Origin of the sequence: Pseudomonas soli, from assembly GCF_900110655.1 — a bacterium.
GTDB lineage: Bacteria > Pseudomonadota > Gammaproteobacteria > Pseudomonadales > Pseudomonadaceae > Aquipseudomonas > Aquipseudomonas soli.
Genome location: NZ_FOEQ01000004.1, coordinates 101,002 through 117,650 on the forward strand (window position 1 = coordinate 101,002; position 16,649 = coordinate 117,650).

Consider the following 16,649-nt stretch of genomic DNA (forward strand, 5'->3'; position numbering starts at 1 on the left):
ATTTGGGGTAGCAGATTTCCTTCGCTGCTTCGGCTCTTGAGGGCGCGCGCATCAAGCGTGCCCAAGCCAACCCGAAACAGGAACCCTTTTTCATGTCCGCACGCCGTACCTCGCTAGCCTGCAGTATTCGCCAGGCGACCCTCGCACTGAGCCTTTGCGGCGCCGCGCTGGCGACCTCGACCGCCTGGGCCGCCGCGCAGCGCTACGATATCCCGGCCGGCAGCCTGGCTTCCGCGATCAGCCAGTTCGCCGCCGCCAGCGGCGTGACCATCAGCTTCAGCAATGACGAAACCAGCGGGCTGCATTCCTCGGGGCTGCACGGCAGCTTCGAGCTGGAGCAAGGTTTCTCCGCGTTGCTGCAGGGATCGGGGCTGCGCGTGCAGCAGGTGGGCGACAAGCGCTATGTGCTGAGCAAGGTGCAGAACGACGGCGCCGTCGAGCTTGGCGCTACCAGCGTCGATGCCTTGGGCCTGGGCAGCACCAGCGAAGGCACCGGCAGCTACACCACAGGTTCTGCCAGCACCGCGACCGGCCTGCGCCTGTCGGCACGCGAGACGCCGCAGTCGGTCAGCGTGGTCACCCGTCAGCAGATCGAGGACCAGAACCTGACGGACGTCACCCAGGTGCTCGAGCAGACGCCGGGCGTGGTCGTCGACAGCATGGGGCCGGCCGGCAGCGACGCCAACCATATCTATGTGCGCGGCTTCCAGGTCGGCAGCATCCAGGTCGATGGCGTCAACCGCCCCGATACCTTCGGTTTTCGCGACGACCTGGCCGACATGGTGTCGTACGACCGGGTCGAGGTGGTGCGCGGAGCGACCGGCCTGATGTCGGGGACTGGCGATCCCGGTGCCACCATCAACCTGGTGCGCAAGAAGCCGACCCTCGAGACGCAGCGCAAGCTGACCCTCAAGGCGGGCTCCTGGGACAGCTACCGTACCGAGCTGGACCTGTCCGGCAAACTGTCGGAGAGCGGCCACGTGCGCGGGCGTCTCGTCGCCTCGACCACCGACAGCCAGAGCCATGTCGACCGGCAGTCGCTGGAGCGCCAGGTAGCCTACGGCGTGGTGGAGTGGGACGTCACCGACAACACGATGTTGACCGTGGGCGCCGAGTACCAGGAGATGGACAACGACGGCGCAGGCAACCACGGCTTCCCGATGTTCAATTCCGATGGCAGTCACTTCAAACCGTCGCGATCGTTCAACTCGGCTTCGGACTGGAGCTACCACAAGCGCCGCACGAAAACGCTGTTCACCACGCTGGAACACCAGCTGGACAACGGCTGGCAGTTGAAACTGAATGCCGAGCACAGTCGCCGCAGCTATGACGACACCTTCGCCACTGCCGCCGCCGGTAGCGTCAAGCCCGATGGCAGCGGTATCAGCACCTGGACCGGGCGTTGGGCGGGTGAGCCCCGGCAGACGTCGTTCGACCTGTCCGCCAGCGGCCCGTTCGAGCTGCTTTCTCGCGAGCATCAAGCGTACCTCGGCGCCAGCCACTACCGGGCCTACTACCGTAATCCCGGTTACCAGCTATGGACGAGCCAGCCGATCGACAACATTCATACCTGGGACGGTTCGCTGGCGATTCCGGACGCCATCCACAACAAGTATTCGCAAGATGCGCTGGACGAAACCCAGGACGGCCTGGTGGCGTCGGTGCGTTGGAGCCTGGCCGATGACTTGTCGCTGATCACCGGCGCGCGGGTGATCGATTGGAAACGCGACGAAACCGGGACCACCCTGTCAAGCGGCGCGACCACGCGCACCTCGCGCAGCGAAACCGGGGTTGTCACGCCCTACGTGGGGCTGGTCTACGACTTCGCCGAGAACTGGTCGGCCTACGCCAGCTATACCGCGATCTTCAAGCCGCAGAGCAGACAGGATGCCAGTGGCGGCTACATCGAGCCGCTGGAAGGTGTGAACTACGAGTTGGGTATCAAGAGCGAGTTCTGGGACAAGCGCCTGACCACCGCCTTCAGTGTCTTCGAGGTGCAGCAGGACAACCTGGCCGTGGCTGATGGCGACAAGCTAGCACCGAACGGCGACCAGGCCTACCGCGCCGAATCCGGCACCAAGACCCGTGGTTTCGAGATGGAAATGGCGGGGCAGATCCTGCCTGACTGGCAGGTTTCCGCCAGCTACACCTATGCCCAGGCCGAAGATTCCGATGGCAAGCGTCTGCTCACTGAGGTGCCGCGCGATACCTTCAAGCTGTTCACCAGTTACCAACTGCAGTCCTTGCCACAGTTGAAGATTGGCGGCGGTGTGCGCTGGCAGGGGATGGAGTACAAGAAGAACGCCGGCCCGAACCAGGAGACGTTCAACCAAGGCGCCTACAGTGTGGTCGACCTGATGGCGCAGTACGCGTTCACGCCGCAGACCAGCGTCGCCTTGAACCTCAACAACGTGCTGGATGAGAAGTACTACTCCGCGATCGGTGGGCGCGGGTGGTACGGCACCCCGCGCAGTGCCACGGCGACGTTGGTCTACGCATTCTGATCCACGTCGGGCAGGTCGGGTGGCGCACATGGCTGGGGCCACCCGACATACCGCGATGGACAGGCTCTGCGGCTGCCTGGCGCTACCAGCTTTGTGAATGAGGCTGCGGCCCAGGCAGCGTCGGAAACAATGGCAACACCTCCTCGGCCAGCTCCTGGATGATCTCCTGTGCTGGACGCCTGGCCATCTGCAGTCCCAGCGCGGCGTGGTTCACCCCGGCCTCGCGCCATTCCTCCAGCAGTTCGACCAGCCCATGGCGCCCTGTGCGCAGCACGTAACCACCCTGCAGGGGCGTTTGGGGAAAGTGTGGGTCGTCGTCCAGGTCGATCCATTCATTGGTCATGTGCGGGCGGAAACCGTCACCCGGTATCGCTTCACGCCAGGCGTGGACCTTTGCCGCCAGGCGCAGCGGCCCGTGCCTGTCGTGGGTGGCGTGCGGGTAGGTGAGCCAAAAGCTCGAGTGTCCGCCAGTGCAAGCGTTCATCGTTTGGCTGGGAAGGGAGCTTGTCGGAGACCAGAGCGCAGGGGACTCGTTTTGATAGGTGCGCAAAACCCCACCACTCACCTTATTGCCTGACCGGAGCGACAACATATTTAGGTAACACATGTTTCGTAAATTCACGCTTTTGGTGCAGGCGTAGTCCCAACAACGTGCACTGATGAGTTTTCAAGTATCACATATCAATCGTTATAAAAATGATAACTAAATGATAAATATGTAGAAAACACTTGTTACGAAATTGGCATGTGGTTTGCTCAAGGCTTTCTGCCCGGGTACGCGCCCGGGGTGTCGAACTGACCCTGTCGTCCTCACTCCTGGCATCAGGAATGACCGGCGGCAGCTCAAAGCCTATGAGGACCTTCCAATGAAAGACGTGATTCAGCACCTTTATGGCGGCCATGCCTGCTGCGCAGTAGCCCGGCCGTTGGTGGTGGCGCTCGCGGCCCTGGCCGTCTTCGGCTCGGCCCAGGCTGCCGGGACTGACGCCGGGCAGTTGGGCGGCAAGCTGACCCCCCTGGGCGGCGAGGTGGCGGCCAACGCAGACGGCTCGATCCCGGCCTGGGTGGTCCCCGGCAAACAGGACTCGGGATGGAGCTATGGCCAGGTACGCGGCCAGCACTGGAAGTTCAAGGACGACAAGCCGTTGTTCAGCATCGACGCCGGCAATGTGGCACAACATGCCCAGCAACTGTCGCCCGGCCAGCTCGAGCTGTTCAAGAAGATCCCGGGTTATCGCATGGACGTCTACCCGACGCGGCGCAGCTGCGGCGCGCCGGACTTCGTGGTCGACAACACGCGCAAGAACGTCGGCTTCGCCACTCTCGACCGCGAAGGCCTGGCGTTGCAAGAGGCCCATGTTCCCGGCATTCCGTTCCCTCTGCCCACGACGGGGGCCGAGGTCATGTGGAACATGAAGATGCGCTACCGCGGGGTCGGCTTCGACATGTCCAAGACGGTCTCCGGATTGTCGCCGCGCGAGGCGGGCGGAAGCTGGCTGCGCACTTCCACCGACTGGTTCATGTATACCCCTTGGGGGCAGAAGGGCAGTGCGCTGTTCTCCTCGTTCGACCGCCTGGAAGTGGCCACCTACTTCAACTACTACGAGCCGGCCGCCCTGGCGGGCCAGGCGGGGGTGGTCACCACCAAGGCCGGGGAGCAGGCCAGCACCTTCTACTACTTCCCCGGGCAGCGACGGGTACGGCGCATGCCGTCGTACTCCTACGATGCACCGCAGATCGGCCTGGACAACCAGTACACCATCGACGAGTCGAACATCTTCTTCGGCCCCATGGATCGCTTCGACTGGAAGCTGGTCGGCAAGCAGGAGCTGCTGGTGCCGTACAACGCGTTCGGTGCCTATGACGGTTCGGCGCGCATCGAGGATGTCGCGCAGCAGAGCGCCATCGCGCCCCAGGCACGCCGCTACGAGCTGCACCGGGTCTGGGTGGTGGAGGCCAACGTGCGCCAAGGCATGCGTCACCAGGCGCCCAAGCGGGTGTTCTACATCGACGAGGACAGCTGGAACGGCCTGATGGCGGTCGACTACGACAAACAGGGGCAGATCTGGAAGGTTCGCGAGGGCTACACCATCCCGGTCTACGAGACCGGCACCTGCGACATGGAGGCCCAGGCCCAGTACAACCTGGTCGATGGCCGCTATCTCTACGACATGACCTCCATCGGCGTTGGCAACAAGGATCATCGCTGGCTCACCGAGGATGCCGGTAACCCGCGCCTGAAGCGCGATTTCTACACCTCCGACAACCTGCGGGCCATCAGCGAACGTTGAACCTTCACCTCTAGAGCGCCGTCATGAAAAAAACAATCACAAAAGTTTCAGGCCTTGCTATTGCGTGCATGACCCCCTTGGCAATGGGGTTCACCTTTGAAACCGAATCCGTCAGGGGGGCTTTCGACTCGACGATTTCCTATGGCATGGGCGTACGCACCGAGTCCCGGGGTTGCAACCTGATCAATCAGGGGGCGACGGGCCATCACCCTCCTGCGGGGTGCTTGGCCCAGACTTCAGGTATCGGCGACCAGGGCGATCTCAACTACGACAAGGGCGACCTGTTCACCCACTACCTGAAGGGCACTCACGAGCTGCTGCTCAAGATGCCCGAGGATTTCACCTTCATGGCCCGGGGCAGCTGGATTCGCGACTTCGCCGCCAGCGACACGACGGGTGCGCTGTCCTTCAACACACCGGCGGACGTGGGTAGCGACGGCCTGACCCGTTCGGCACGTGATGACCTCGAGTTCAAGGCGCGCCTGCTCGACCTGTGGGTGAGCAAGGGCTTCGACGTGGGCGATCAGCGCGTACGCGCCCGGCTGGGCAACCAGGTGATCAACTGGGGCGAAAGCCTGTTCGTGCAGGGTGGTATCAACAACACCAACGCCTACGATGTGCAGGCCTTGTCGCGCCCGGGCGTGCAGCTCAAGGAAGCCGTGCTGCCGGCGCCGATGCTCAGCGTCGCCTCTGGGCTGGGGGCCGGGATCAACGTCGAGGCCTATTACCAGTTCGCCTGGAACAAGAGCGAACTGCCGCCGGTGGGCAGCTACTGGTCGTACACCACCGCGCTCGGCAAGGGCATGAAGTCGTACGGTTTCGACGACAAGAACGCCCGCGACAGCGGCCAGTGGGGGCTTTCGCTGCGCTGGCAGCCCCAGGACAGCGACCTCAACGTGGGCGTGTACGTGATGCGCTACCACGACAAGCTGCCTTCGCTGACCACTCGGTTGCTTGATCCGGACACCTTCGCCGTGTCGCAGAACTGGGTCTATCCCGAAGACCGGATGATGTATGGCATCAGTGCCAACCTGCCGCTCGGCGACTGGGCGGTGGGCACCGAGCTGTCCTACCGACCGAAGGATGCCGTTGCCCTGAACCCGGTGCTCGACCTGTGCGCGAACAACGGGGGCAAGTGCTGGAAGGACGAGAAGAAGTTCCAGTGGCACCTCACCGGGCTGTACAGCATGACGCCCTCCAACTCGCCGCGGCTGCTGGACCTGACAGGGGCAAGCACCGGCACCCTGCTGACCGAGCTGGTGGTCATCAAGTACCCGGGGCTGCACGACAGCTACGACGGCGAGGTGATCGCCGCCGGGGCCAACACCTGGCAGCTAGACCCGACCAGCACACCCAAGGCCCACGGCGACAAGACTTCTTCGGGGATCAACCTGGACTTCAGCCTGACCTACGACGGCACCCTGCTGCCCGGTTGGCAGGTGACCCCGGGCATCTTCTATGCGCGCTCGCTGGGCGGGCGCACGCCCAACCTGGCGGCAACCTTCACCGAAGACGCCAGCAGCCTGAACCTGTACCTCAACTTCGTGCGCAACCCCGCCAGTTGGCAGCTGTCGTTCAACTATGCCAAGTTCATGGGGGGCGACACGGCCTACGACCAACTGCTGCGTGACCGCGACTATGTCGGCGTGGTTCTGTCGCGCACTCTGTGAGGCCTGCCGTGAACATGTCTATCGATGTATCGAAGCAATCGCTGCGCGGCGTCCTGCCGCGCATCGAGGCCGGTCTGTTCGGGCACCGGCGTGTGGTGCTGCTTATCCTGGCCTTGTTCACCACGGTGATGGCCTGGTTCGCGGTGCATTTGCGCATGGATGCCGGGTTCGAGAAACAGCTGCCGATCGGCCACGAGTACGTGGAAACCTTCAGGCAGTATCGTGGCGACTTGCTCGGTGCGAACCGTCTGACCCTGGTGGTCAGGGCCCGCGAAGGCAGTATCTGGAGCGAGGCGGGCCTGCGTCGTCTGTACGATGTGACCCAGGCGGTGACGTTCCTGCCAGGCATCTCTCGCAGCAGCGTGCGCTCGCTGTGGACGCCCAACGCGTTCGTCAACGAGATCACCGAGGAGGGGTTTCGGGCCGACCCGCTGGTACCCGGGACGGTGACGCCCGAGCGGTTGGACAGCGCCACCATCGCCCGGATCGCCGACTCCACCGCCCAGGGCGGCTTCATCGGTACCCTGGTTTCCCGTGACCAGCGCAGCGCGATGATTACCGCCGAACTCAACGAGCGTGACGCCAAGGGCGAGCGCCTGGATTACGTGGCCTATAACCGGGTGCTGGAGGAGCAGATCCGCCAACGGTTCGAGGATGCGCAGTTCGAGGTGCAGATCATCGGCTTCGCCAAGCAGATTGGCGATATCGCCGATGGCGCGGCGGCGGTGCTGGAGTTCTGCCTGCTGGCCCTGTTGCTGACTGCGGTGGCGGTGTACTGGTACTGCCATTCGCTGCGCTTCACCTTGCTGGCGCTGGGCTGTTCGCTGACATCGCTGGTCTGGCAGTTTGGCAGCTTGCGCCTGTTGGGCTACGGACTAGACCCACTGGCGGTTTTGGTGCCGTTCCTGGTGTTCGCCATCGGTGTCTCCCACGGGGTGCAGCAGATCAACTACATCGTCCGCGAGATCGCCGCCGGCAGCACGGTCGCGGTGGCGGCGCGCTCGAGCTTCCGCGGGTTGCTGGTGCCGGGCACCTTGGCGTTGGTGACGGCCTTCGTGTCGTTCATCACCTTGTTGCTGATCCCCATCCCCATGGTGCGCGAGCTGGCGATCACCGCGGCGCTCGGTGTGGCCTTCAAGATCGTCACCAACCTGGTCATGTTGCCGCTGGTGGCCTCGATGCTGAAGGTCGATGGCCGTTACGCGGCCCGCGAGGAGTCCGCCCGCGAGCGTCGCGCCGCACGCCTGGCGTGGCTGGCCGCGCTGGCCGAATGGCGCAATGCGCGCTGGGTCATGCTGGTGGCCTTGCTGGTGTTCGCCACGGCCGTCTGGCAGAGCCACGACCGCGTGGTTGGTTCGCTGCAGGCCGGGGCACCGGAGCTGCGCGAAGACGCGCGCTTCAACCGCGATGCGCTGGCCATCGCCAGCCACTACGACATCGGCCTCGACTGGCTCAGCGTGGTCTTCGAAGTGCAGCCCGGGCGGCTGGGTGACGCAGGTGGCAACGCCTGCGAGGACGTCGAGCTTGGGCAATACCAGGACCGCTTCGCGTGGGCGATGGAAGGGGTGCCGGGGGTGCTGTCGGTGGCGTCGTTCTCCTCGGCCATGCGTCAGTTCAACGAAGGCTACAACGAGGGCAACCCGAAGATGAGCGCGGTGCCGATCGATGCGATGAACTATTCGTCGTTGGCCGCTGAAGTGGCACGCAGCCCAGGCCTGATGCGCAACGATTGCAGCATGACCGCGGTGCACCTGTACCTGGCGGACCACAAGGCCACCACCATCGGCCGGGTGATCGAGGCGGCCAAGACGTTTCGCGCCGAGCAGCCGTTGCCCGGCGTTGCCGTACGCCTGGCTGCCGGCAATGCCGGGGTGATCGCCGCCATCAACGAGGAGGTGGAGAAGAGTGAGACGCCGATGCTGCTCTATGTCTATGCCGCCATCGCCTTGCTGGTGCTGGTGGTGTATCGCGACTGGCGCGCCGTGCTGGTGTGCTGCTTGCCGTTGACCATCGGCACCTTCATTGGCTACTGGTTCATGAAGACGCTGCAGATAGGCCTGACCATCGCCACGCTGCCGGTGATGGTGCTCGCGGTAGGTATCGGGGTGGATTACGCCTTCTACATCTACAACCGCATCCAGCTGCACCAGGCCGATGGCCAGCCGGTGGGGGTAGCGGTGGCGCTGTCGCTGCGCGAGGTGGGCATGGCGACCATCTTCACTGCAATCACCCTGGCGGTCGGCGTGGCCACCTGGGCGTTTTCCGCGCTCAAGTTCCAGGCGGACATGGGCAAGCTGCTGGCCTTCATGTTCATGGTCAACATGGTGATGGCCATGACCGTATTGCCGGCGTTCGCGGTCTGGCTGGAACGGATCTTCCCACGCAAGCGCCCGGTGCGCAGGATCGGCGCGCTGGCGCATTGAGGAGAGCGGTATGGGATACCTGAAAACACTGTTGGGCGTCACCCTGGCGACCGCCTCCTGTTTGGCAAGCGCCCTCGAAGCGGTGCCGGCGGCACCTGTCGCGCACGCTACCCAGGCCATGTTGCTGGGGGCGGCCTGGGCGCAGAAGCGGGTGGTCGCGGTGGGCGATCACGGCGTCGTGCTGCTCTCCGATGACAGCGGGCGCAACTATCACCAGGCCCGCTCCGTGCCGGTCTCCAGCAGCCTGACCGGCGTCAGTTTCGCCGATGCCAGGCATGGCTGGGCGGTGGGCCATTGGGGGGCGATTCTTGCCAGCGACGATGGCGGCGAGCATTGGCAGGTCCAGCGCCTGACCCCTGACCAGGACAGGCCGCTGTTCGCCGTGCATTTCTTCGACAACCTGCGGGGCGTGGCGGTGGGGCTGTGGTCGCTGGTGCTGACCACCGACGATGGCGGGGCGACCTGGACCGAGCGCAACTTGCCGGCACCTGCGGGCGCCGGCCGCGCGGACCTCAACCTGATGAGCCTGTTCGTCGATGATCGTCATCACAGGCTCTATGCCACGGCCGAACGCGGGCAGCTGTTGCGCTCCGACGACCGAGGGCAGACCTGGCGATACCTGGACACCGGCTACGACGGCACGCTCTGGACGGGCGCTGTGTTGCCCGATGGCGGGCTGCTGGTGGGTGGGCAGCGTGGCACCTTGTTGCGCGGGACGCCTGACGGCGCGTCGTGGCAGCGCATTGCGCTGGACAGTCGCAGTTCGATCACCTCGATCGTGGTGGACGGCCAGCAAGTGGTCGCGGTGGGGCTCGATGGCCTGCAGGCGCGCAGCGAGGACGTTGGGCGCACGTTCACGCTGTCACGCCGCAAGGACGGCGTGTCGCTGACCGCCGCGCTGGCCGGTGGCGAGGATGGGCCGTTGCTGTTTTCCCGGCGTGGACCGGGGAAAGCTTTGCCCTGAAGTGTGTGCCGGCTGTGGCATCAAGCGGCACAAGCGCATCGTCCTGAACCTGTGCACACCCCTGGCGATCCTGGGCAAGGATGCTCTTTATTAAAATACATAACACTAGTTGCGTTAAATCAATCAGCGCAGTAGAGTCGAAAAAACACAACAACAAGCCGCAGGAGGATCGTCATGTGTGCCAGCCGCTTCTCGAGCGCCTGCCGCACAGCGGTTTTACCGCTGCCTGGAGAGCGTGCATGAATACTTTCAGCGATACATCGCAGCCCAACCCCGGTTCACAGCGGTTCCGCCTGCTGGGCGGCTGGGTCGAGCGCCCGGACGATCTGCAGCCAGCGCTGGAGGGCGATGTCAGTGCCGATGTGGTCATCATCGGCGCAGGTTTCGCCGGCCTGTCCACGGCACTGGAGCTGACTGCGCTGGGTGCCAGCGTGGTGGTCCTGGAACAGGATTTTGCAGGCTTCGGCGCCAGTGGCCGCAACGCTGGATACCTGGCCGGCAGCATGGGCGTGGAGTTCGAGCTGTTCCACAAACGGGTGGGCGTGGAGCAGGCGCGGAAAATAGTCGCGTTCTACGATGAAGGTGTCAGCTACGTGGAACGGCGTCTGGGTGAACTGGCCATCGACTGCGACTACAACCCCTCCGGCATCATCCGCGCCGCGGTGCACCCGTCCCAGGAGAAGAAGCTGCGCCACGGCATGGCACTGGGGCAGCAGTTGGGCTCTGTCACGCGCTTCGTCGAACCCGATGAAATGCGCGCCCGCGGGATCCCGCCAGCGTTCCTGTTCGGCTGCACGCAGCACGGCGGCACGCTCGATCCCGGCAAGTACGTCATGGGGCTGCGCCGCGCCGCCCTGCGGGCCGGGGTGCGACTGTTCGAGCAGACCCGGCTGTTGTCCTATCAGGAAGGCGCAACCGTCATCTGCCGCAGCGAACGCGGCAGTGCCAGCGCGCCATTCATGGTTTTGGCCACCAATGCCTACACGCCGCAGTTGGGGCTGCTGCGCGACAAGGTGGTGCCGCTGCGGGTTTCGGCGATCGAGACCGCGCCGTTGTCCAAGGCGCAGCTACAGACCCTGGGATGGCAGGGCAGAGAAGGGATCGTCACCCCGCACTGGACTATGGAGAGTCATCGCCTGACGGCGCGTGACACCTTGTTGGTCACCACCAAGCAACTTGGCTATGCCTACGGCTCGGCCACGCCCAACCAGCCGGATGTGTCCGCCTACAAAGCCTTGCAGCAGGCTTTGGGCGAACGTTTCCCAACGCTTCGTGGCACCCCCATCCATGCTTGCTGGAGCGGTTATATCAGCCTGGCCTACGACGCCTTACCCGTGGTCGGCGCCACAGGTGCCCGCGACAACATTCTCTATAGCGCCGGTTGTTCCGGCCATGGCGTCGGTACCCAGTCGCTAATTGGCCACCTATTGGCCGAACGCATCGGCGGTATCGAGCACCCGCTGCTGGCGGCGCTACGCCACAAGACACCTTCGACCCTGCCCGAACCGCTGCAGTGGTGCGCCATGCAGGCCGCTCTGGCGGGTGTGAACGTGCTCGACCGCCAACTGAACCGCAAAGCCCGGGCCTTCCAGGCCCAGTAACTTTCTCTACTGCGCAGGCCAGCCCGCCTGAGGCCGGCCCGCGCTCGCAACCTTGGAGCACGCATGAACAGCAATTCCAACGAGGCCGTCCGAGTGACGGCCTGGGCTGCGATCCTGGGCGGTCTGTTTGCCTACCTGAACGTCGGCTTCATGCTGATGGTGACGCACGGCGACATGACGGTGACCCTGGATGGCGCGCAAATGCTGAGTTTGCCGGAGCAGCTGCGGCAGTACTTCAGGCTGTCGATGTTCGCCGACCTGTTGGGTTTCTACCTGCCGTTGCTGGTGATCGGCGGCTACCTCTGGCGGGCGTTCCGTGACCAGGCCGGCGCATTGGGTGACGTGGCCGCCCTGGCCATTGCCACGTACGTGGTCCTGGGCGTGGTGGGCGCCGGCTTGCAACTGTCGGTGCTCAATACCCTCGCGGCGCTTCACCAGAGCGGCTCACCGGCGGTGCAGGCCGCCGCCGAAGTCACCTGGACCAGCATTGCGGTGGGCAGCCAACGCGGGCTGTGGTGGTGCGAGGGGCCGGTCGTGCTGTTCTGGGGGCTGGTGGTCGGCAGCCAGTTGAAGCATGCCGGATGGGGGGCTTCGATCCTGTTGCCGCTGAAGATCGTCGGCTGGTGCTTCGGCCTGTACTTCATCGCGGGGTTTTTCCCGCAGCTCGATGCCCTGACCAATGTCCTGCTGGTCATCGTGGTGCTGATCTTCCCGTTCTGGATGATGCTGTTCGGCGTGCAGTTGCGCCGACGCTCGCTGCGCCTTGCGCTTGGCGCGTGACCCGCAGGTTCGCCAGCCGTACCACGCGCTGCCCGAAGGCGCGTGCTCAAACTACAACCGTGCGAGGTATGCGAAATGGCTGAAAAGCCCCCCTCCAATTCATTCGATCTCAAGCGTCGGCAATTGCTGAAGTTCGCCGGCGCCACGGCGGCCGTCGGTGGCCTGGGCCTGCACGCGTTGCCGGCAAGCGCCGAAGGCACGGCCCGCGTTCGCGACAGCGATGATGGCGTGCTCGACGTCGCGATCATCGGTGCCGGCATGGCAGGGCTGACCGCCGCACGCGACCTGCACAACGCAGGCTGCCAGTCATTCGTGGTGCTGGAGGCACGCAATCGTGTCGGCGGCCGGGTGCTGAACCATGACCTGGGCGGGGGCCAGATCTCCGAGGCCGGCGGCCAGTGGATCGGGCCTGGGCAAACTGCGGTGGCCGACCTGGCGCGTGAGCTCCAGATAGATACTTTCCCGACCTACTACCAGGGCAAGACCGTAGTGCTTGGCGGGGAAGGGCGGCTCGAGGTTGACCTGCACGGCACCTTCGGCACGGACGAGCGCATCGGCGCCAAGCTCAGCGAACTGTCCAAGGTCGTGCCCTCTGGCGCCCCCTGGACTTCGTCAAGGGTTGCGGAGCTGGACAAACTCTCGGTGGGCGAGTGGCTGGCCCGGCAAGGCATCAAGCCTGAAGATCGATCGGGGTGGGACACCAGTCTGACCCTCACCGGTGGCGTGCCACCGGCCAGGATGGGGTTGTTGCATTTCCTGTCGATGATCAACTCGGCGAGTTGCGACTACATGAAGCTCGACTCGATCAAGGACAGTGCGCAGGGCACACGTTTCGTCGGCGGCTCGCAGCTGTTGTGCACACGCATGGCCGAGGCGCTGGGTGACAAGCTACGCCTGGCCTGCCCGGTGCGCGAGATCGCCGACTGGGACCGCGAGGTGGTGAGGTTGGTCACCGACCAGGGCGAGGTCCGCGCACGCCGGGTCATCGTGGCGATCCATCCTGCGCTGTGCAACCAGGTACGCTTCCAGCCCGCACTGCCCGAAGGCCGGGCCGCGCTGCAACGTGCCTGGCCCGCCCACAGCCCGGCACGCAAGACCGCCATGGTCTACAAGCGGCCGTTCTGGCGCGACAAGGGGCTCAATGGCCACACCGTAGAGGTGAAGGGGCAGGTGCTGTGGGCGTGGGACAACTCGCCGCCCAATGGCGAAATCGGCGTAATCAACGCTTTTATCGTCAACGCCATGGTGCCGTCCGAACCTGCCGCGGCTCAGCGTGTGCTGGCGCAAATCTACGCACGATCCCTGGGTGACGAAGCGCTGAACCCAATCGGCTATCACGACCATGACTGGGGGCAGGCCGACCCCTGGAGCATCACCTGCGTATCGGCAATCCCACCCGGCTTCTGGAGCCAGCATGGGGAGTCCTTGCGTCCGGCATGCGGCAACCTGATCTGGTCGGGGACCGAAACCGCCGAAATCTGGGCGGGCTACATGGATGGCGCGGTGCGTTCGGGTCATCAGGGCGCGCTGCAGGCGCTCGCTTCGCTGCGTCAGGCTTGAGGGGCGGTCATGAAAAAGAAACTGTTGTTGGTTACCGGTGTAGTGCTGGTGGTACTGCTGGCGCTGTTCGGGCGCGACCTGCTTGGGCTGTACCGGCTGCAGGACTATCTCGACACCACCACCCAGGCCTACGAGGCAGAGGGACCCTGGCCACAGACGGCGGATGCCTGCCTGGCGTGCCATGGCAAACAAGGCAGCTCCCTGCACCAACGTTATCCGAGCCTGGCGGGACAACCCGCGGACTACTTGAAGACACAGCTGCACACCTTTGCCAGTGGCCAGCGCATGAACCCGAACATGCAGCCGCTGGCCATGAGCCTGACTGAAAAACAGATCTTCGAACTGAGCGATTACTACGCGCGTCAGCCGGCGCTCGACAACCATGGGTTCGACCCCGACCCGGCCCTGCGCGCGCAAGGCGGCAAGCTGGCGGCGGCGGGCGCTTGCATGGCCTGCCATGGCGAGCATCTGCTGGGGCAGGGGCCATTCCCCCGCTTGGCGGGGCAGGGCGCCGACTACCTCCTGGCACAACTGGATGCCTTTGCCGAGGGGCGGCGGACCGATCCGAGCGGTTCGATGCAGGCGATCAGCGCAACCTTGTCACCAGCGGATCGCAAGGCGCTCGCCCATTACCTCGCCTCGCTCGCCACTGCGCCGAAATGACGTTCCGATTTCTATAACAAGAGAATTTCGCTATGGAAACCAAAGATGTTTTCGCCTTGCTCACCTGTGTGCTCTTGATCGCGTCCGGGGGTATCTACGGAATCAAGTTTCTACGCAAGGGCAATTTCCTACTGGGGTTGGAGTGGTTGATCGTCGCGTTTTCCGGCAGCAACCTGTTGATCTTCCTGCTGACCCAATCGCAGATCTCCTATGGCATCTCGTTCTTCTGCGATGCGTTCTCCCGAGGCTTCGGCATCCCCATCGTCACGGTGCTCGGCCTGATGGCGGTGACCCACAACTACAAGCCTTCGAAGCTCAAGGACGCGGTGATCTTCGCGATCACCTTCGCCAGCACGCTGGTCATGATCAAGAGCGACTTCATGGCCAAGCCATTGCCTTACTTCTATGTCGTCATGTGGTTCGCCTATTCGGCTTACCTGGCGTATTTCATCGCCAGGCTGGCCCGCGCGGGTGAGCGCCTGCATGCGCTGGGCGTGACCGTCGCGGCGATATCGGGATTGGTCGTGGCGTGCATCTACGACTTCTACCCGATCCCAGGCGACGATACCAAGGCGATCTTCCTGTCCATCGCCCTGGTCACCTGGTCGTACATGCTGATCCAGCTGTACTACGCCTTCTTCGCCCTGGAGCGCGCCAAGGGCTGCGCGCGCTGATGCAGCCGTTCGCGGGCTCTGCGCAGCCTTGCAATCCACCCCGGAGTACATCCCATGTCCATTGAACAAGTCGCGCCGGCGGTCGAGCGCATGCGCGAGGTATTTGTCCTCCAGCGCCAGGCGTTTGCCGAAGCACGTTATCCCTCGTACCTATCACGTCGAGCCAACCTTCAAGCGCTCAAGGCGCTGGTACTGGAGCACGCAGATGCGATCGCGGCGGCCATTTCCAGCGACTTCGGCCACCGCTCCGTACACGAGACCAAACTGCTGGACGTCTTTGGCCTGGTCAGCGAAATCAATCATGCGATCAAAAGCCTGAAACGCTGGATGAAACCGCGCCAGCGCGGAGTCGGTCTCTGGTTCCAGCCCGGGCGTGCGGCCGTGCTCGCCCAGCCGCTCGGCGTGATCGGCATTGCCGCGCCCTGGAACTACCCCCTCTACCTGACCTTGGGGCCGCTGTGCGGCGCCCTGGCCGCCGGCAACCGCGCCATGATCAAGGTCGCCAGCGATTCGAGCCACTTCGGGCGGCTGCTGGCCGAGCTGCTGGGCAGGCGCTTTGCCGAGGACCTGGTGGCGGTCATCCAGCCAGGTCCCGGTATCAACGACGGCTTCTCGCGTTTGCCGTTCGATCATCTGATCTTCACCGGCTCGCCCGCGGTAGGCCGGCAGGTCATGCGCAACTGCAGCGAGAACCTCACCCCCGTGACCCTCGAACTCGGTGGCAAGTCCCCGACACTGGTGGCCCCCGATTACCCCTTGCGCAAAGCAGCCGACACCATCCTCTGGGGCAAGTGCCTCAATGCCGGGCAGACCTGCGTCGCCCCGGACTATCTGTTCCTGCCAGCCGGCAGCGAAGAGGCGTTCATCGAGCATGCGAGTGCGGCGGTCAGCCGTCATTACCCGGTACCGCTGGCCGACAACCCCGACTACACCTGCATGATCAACCCGCGCCAGATGGCACGGGTCGAAGCCCTGCTGGCCGATGCCCGCGACAAGGGCGCGCGGGTCGTCGCCCTGGCCGACGCCGAAGGCGCCCGCCGGGTCGGCAAGCTGGCGCCGCACCTGGTGTTCGACGTGCGCGACGACATGCTCATCATGCAGGAGGAGATCTTCGGGCCGGTGCTGCCGGTGCTCGGTTATCGCCGGCTGGAAGAGGCGGTGGACTACATCAACGCCCACGAACGGCCGCTGGCCTTGTACCTGTTCGATGAGGACCAGGGGCGTGTCGAGACGCTGTTGCGGCAGACGATCTCCGGCGGCGTCTCGGTCAACAGCGTGATGCTGCACGTGCTCCAGGAGAACCTGCCATTCGGTGGCGTTGGCCACTCGGGGCTGGGCCACTATCACGCCGAAGAGGGTTTCCAGACATTCAGCAAGATGCGGCCGATCTTCTATCAAGCCAAACGCAACGGCAGCTTCCTGCTCAAACCGCCTTACGGTCGCCTCACCCAGGCGCTGCTGCGTCTGATGCTGCGCTGAGGCTCGGTGTGCTGGGCGGGCATGACGAAGTCGCTCCGCG

General features: G+C 64.4%; 11 protein-coding genes and 1 pseudogene. 11 read left to right on the forward strand and 1 reads right to left on the reverse strand.

Going from position 1 to position 16,649, the window contains the following annotated elements; translation table 11 throughout:
* The first annotated feature begins 92 nt into the window (after positions 1-92).
* Positions 93-2,504, forward strand: a complete 2,412-nt coding sequence (locus BMY03_RS11510; protein ID WP_094011112.1) for a TonB-dependent siderophore receptor — start codon at positions 93-95, stop codon at positions 2,502-2,504.
* An 82-nt stretch (positions 2,505-2,586) separates the two neighbouring features.
* Here BMY03_RS11510 and BMY03_RS11515 read toward each other — a convergent pair.
* Positions 2,587-2,955, reverse strand: a pseudogene (locus tag BMY03_RS11515) (LLM class flavin-dependent oxidoreductase); the annotation flags it as partial.
* A gap of 415 nt (positions 2,956-3,370) precedes the next feature.
* Here BMY03_RS11515 and BMY03_RS11520 point away from each other — a divergent pair.
* The 10 genes from BMY03_RS11520 (at position 3,371) to BMY03_RS11565 (ending at position 16,609) form a co-directional block, all read left to right on the forward strand.
* Complete coding sequence (locus BMY03_RS11520) at positions 3,371-4,795, forward strand: DUF1329 domain-containing protein (RefSeq protein ID WP_094011113.1); 1,425 nt, start codon at positions 3,371-3,373, stop codon at positions 4,793-4,795.
* 23 nt (positions 4,796-4,818) lie between these two features.
* Positions 4,819-6,465: a DUF1302 domain-containing protein gene (locus BMY03_RS11525; RefSeq protein WP_323873483.1), complete on the forward strand. Its 1,647-nt coding sequence runs from the start codon at positions 4,819-4,821 to the stop codon at positions 6,463-6,465.
* Positions 6,466-6,479: 14 nt separating this feature from the next.
* Positions 6,480-8,888: an efflux RND transporter permease subunit gene (locus tag BMY03_RS11530; RefSeq protein WP_177182905.1), complete on the forward strand. Its 2,409-nt coding sequence runs from the start codon at positions 6,480-6,482 to the stop codon at positions 8,886-8,888.
* A gap of 10 nt (positions 8,889-8,898) precedes the next feature.
* The gene (locus BMY03_RS11535) at positions 8,899-9,852 is read left to right on the forward strand and encodes a WD40/YVTN/BNR-like repeat-containing protein (RefSeq protein WP_094011116.1); all 954 of its coding nucleotides are present in this window, start codon (positions 8,899-8,901) and stop codon (positions 9,850-9,852) included.
* A 239-nt stretch (positions 9,853-10,091) separates the two neighbouring features.
* Positions 10,092-11,453, forward strand: a complete 1,362-nt coding sequence (locus tag BMY03_RS11540) for an NAD(P)/FAD-dependent oxidoreductase (RefSeq protein WP_094011117.1) — start codon at positions 10,092-10,094, stop codon at positions 11,451-11,453.
* A gap of 63 nt (positions 11,454-11,516) precedes the next feature.
* Positions 11,517-12,233, forward strand: coding sequence for a hypothetical protein (locus BMY03_RS11545; protein WP_094011118.1), 717 nt, complete (start codon positions 11,517-11,519; stop codon positions 12,231-12,233).
* Positions 12,234-12,308: 75 nt separating this feature from the next.
* On the forward strand, positions 12,309-13,793 hold the full coding sequence (locus BMY03_RS11550; RefSeq protein WP_094011119.1) for a flavin monoamine oxidase family protein: 1,485 nt from the start codon (positions 12,309-12,311) through the stop codon (positions 13,791-13,793).
* 9 nt (positions 13,794-13,802) lie between these two features.
* A complete protein-coding gene (locus tag BMY03_RS11555; protein ID WP_094011120.1) occupies positions 13,803-14,456 on the forward strand; it encodes a c-type cytochrome in 654 nt (217 codons plus the stop codon).
* A 32-nt stretch (positions 14,457-14,488) separates the two neighbouring features.
* Positions 14,489-15,130, forward strand: a complete 642-nt coding sequence (locus BMY03_RS11560) for a hypothetical protein (RefSeq protein WP_094011121.1) — start codon at positions 14,489-14,491, stop codon at positions 15,128-15,130.
* 54 nt (positions 15,131-15,184) lie between these two features.
* The gene (locus BMY03_RS11565) at positions 15,185-16,609 is read left to right on the forward strand and encodes a coniferyl aldehyde dehydrogenase (protein ID WP_094011122.1); all 1,425 of its coding nucleotides are present in this window, start codon (positions 15,185-15,187) and stop codon (positions 16,607-16,609) included.
* The last annotated feature ends 40 nt before the right edge of the window (positions 16,610-16,649 follow it).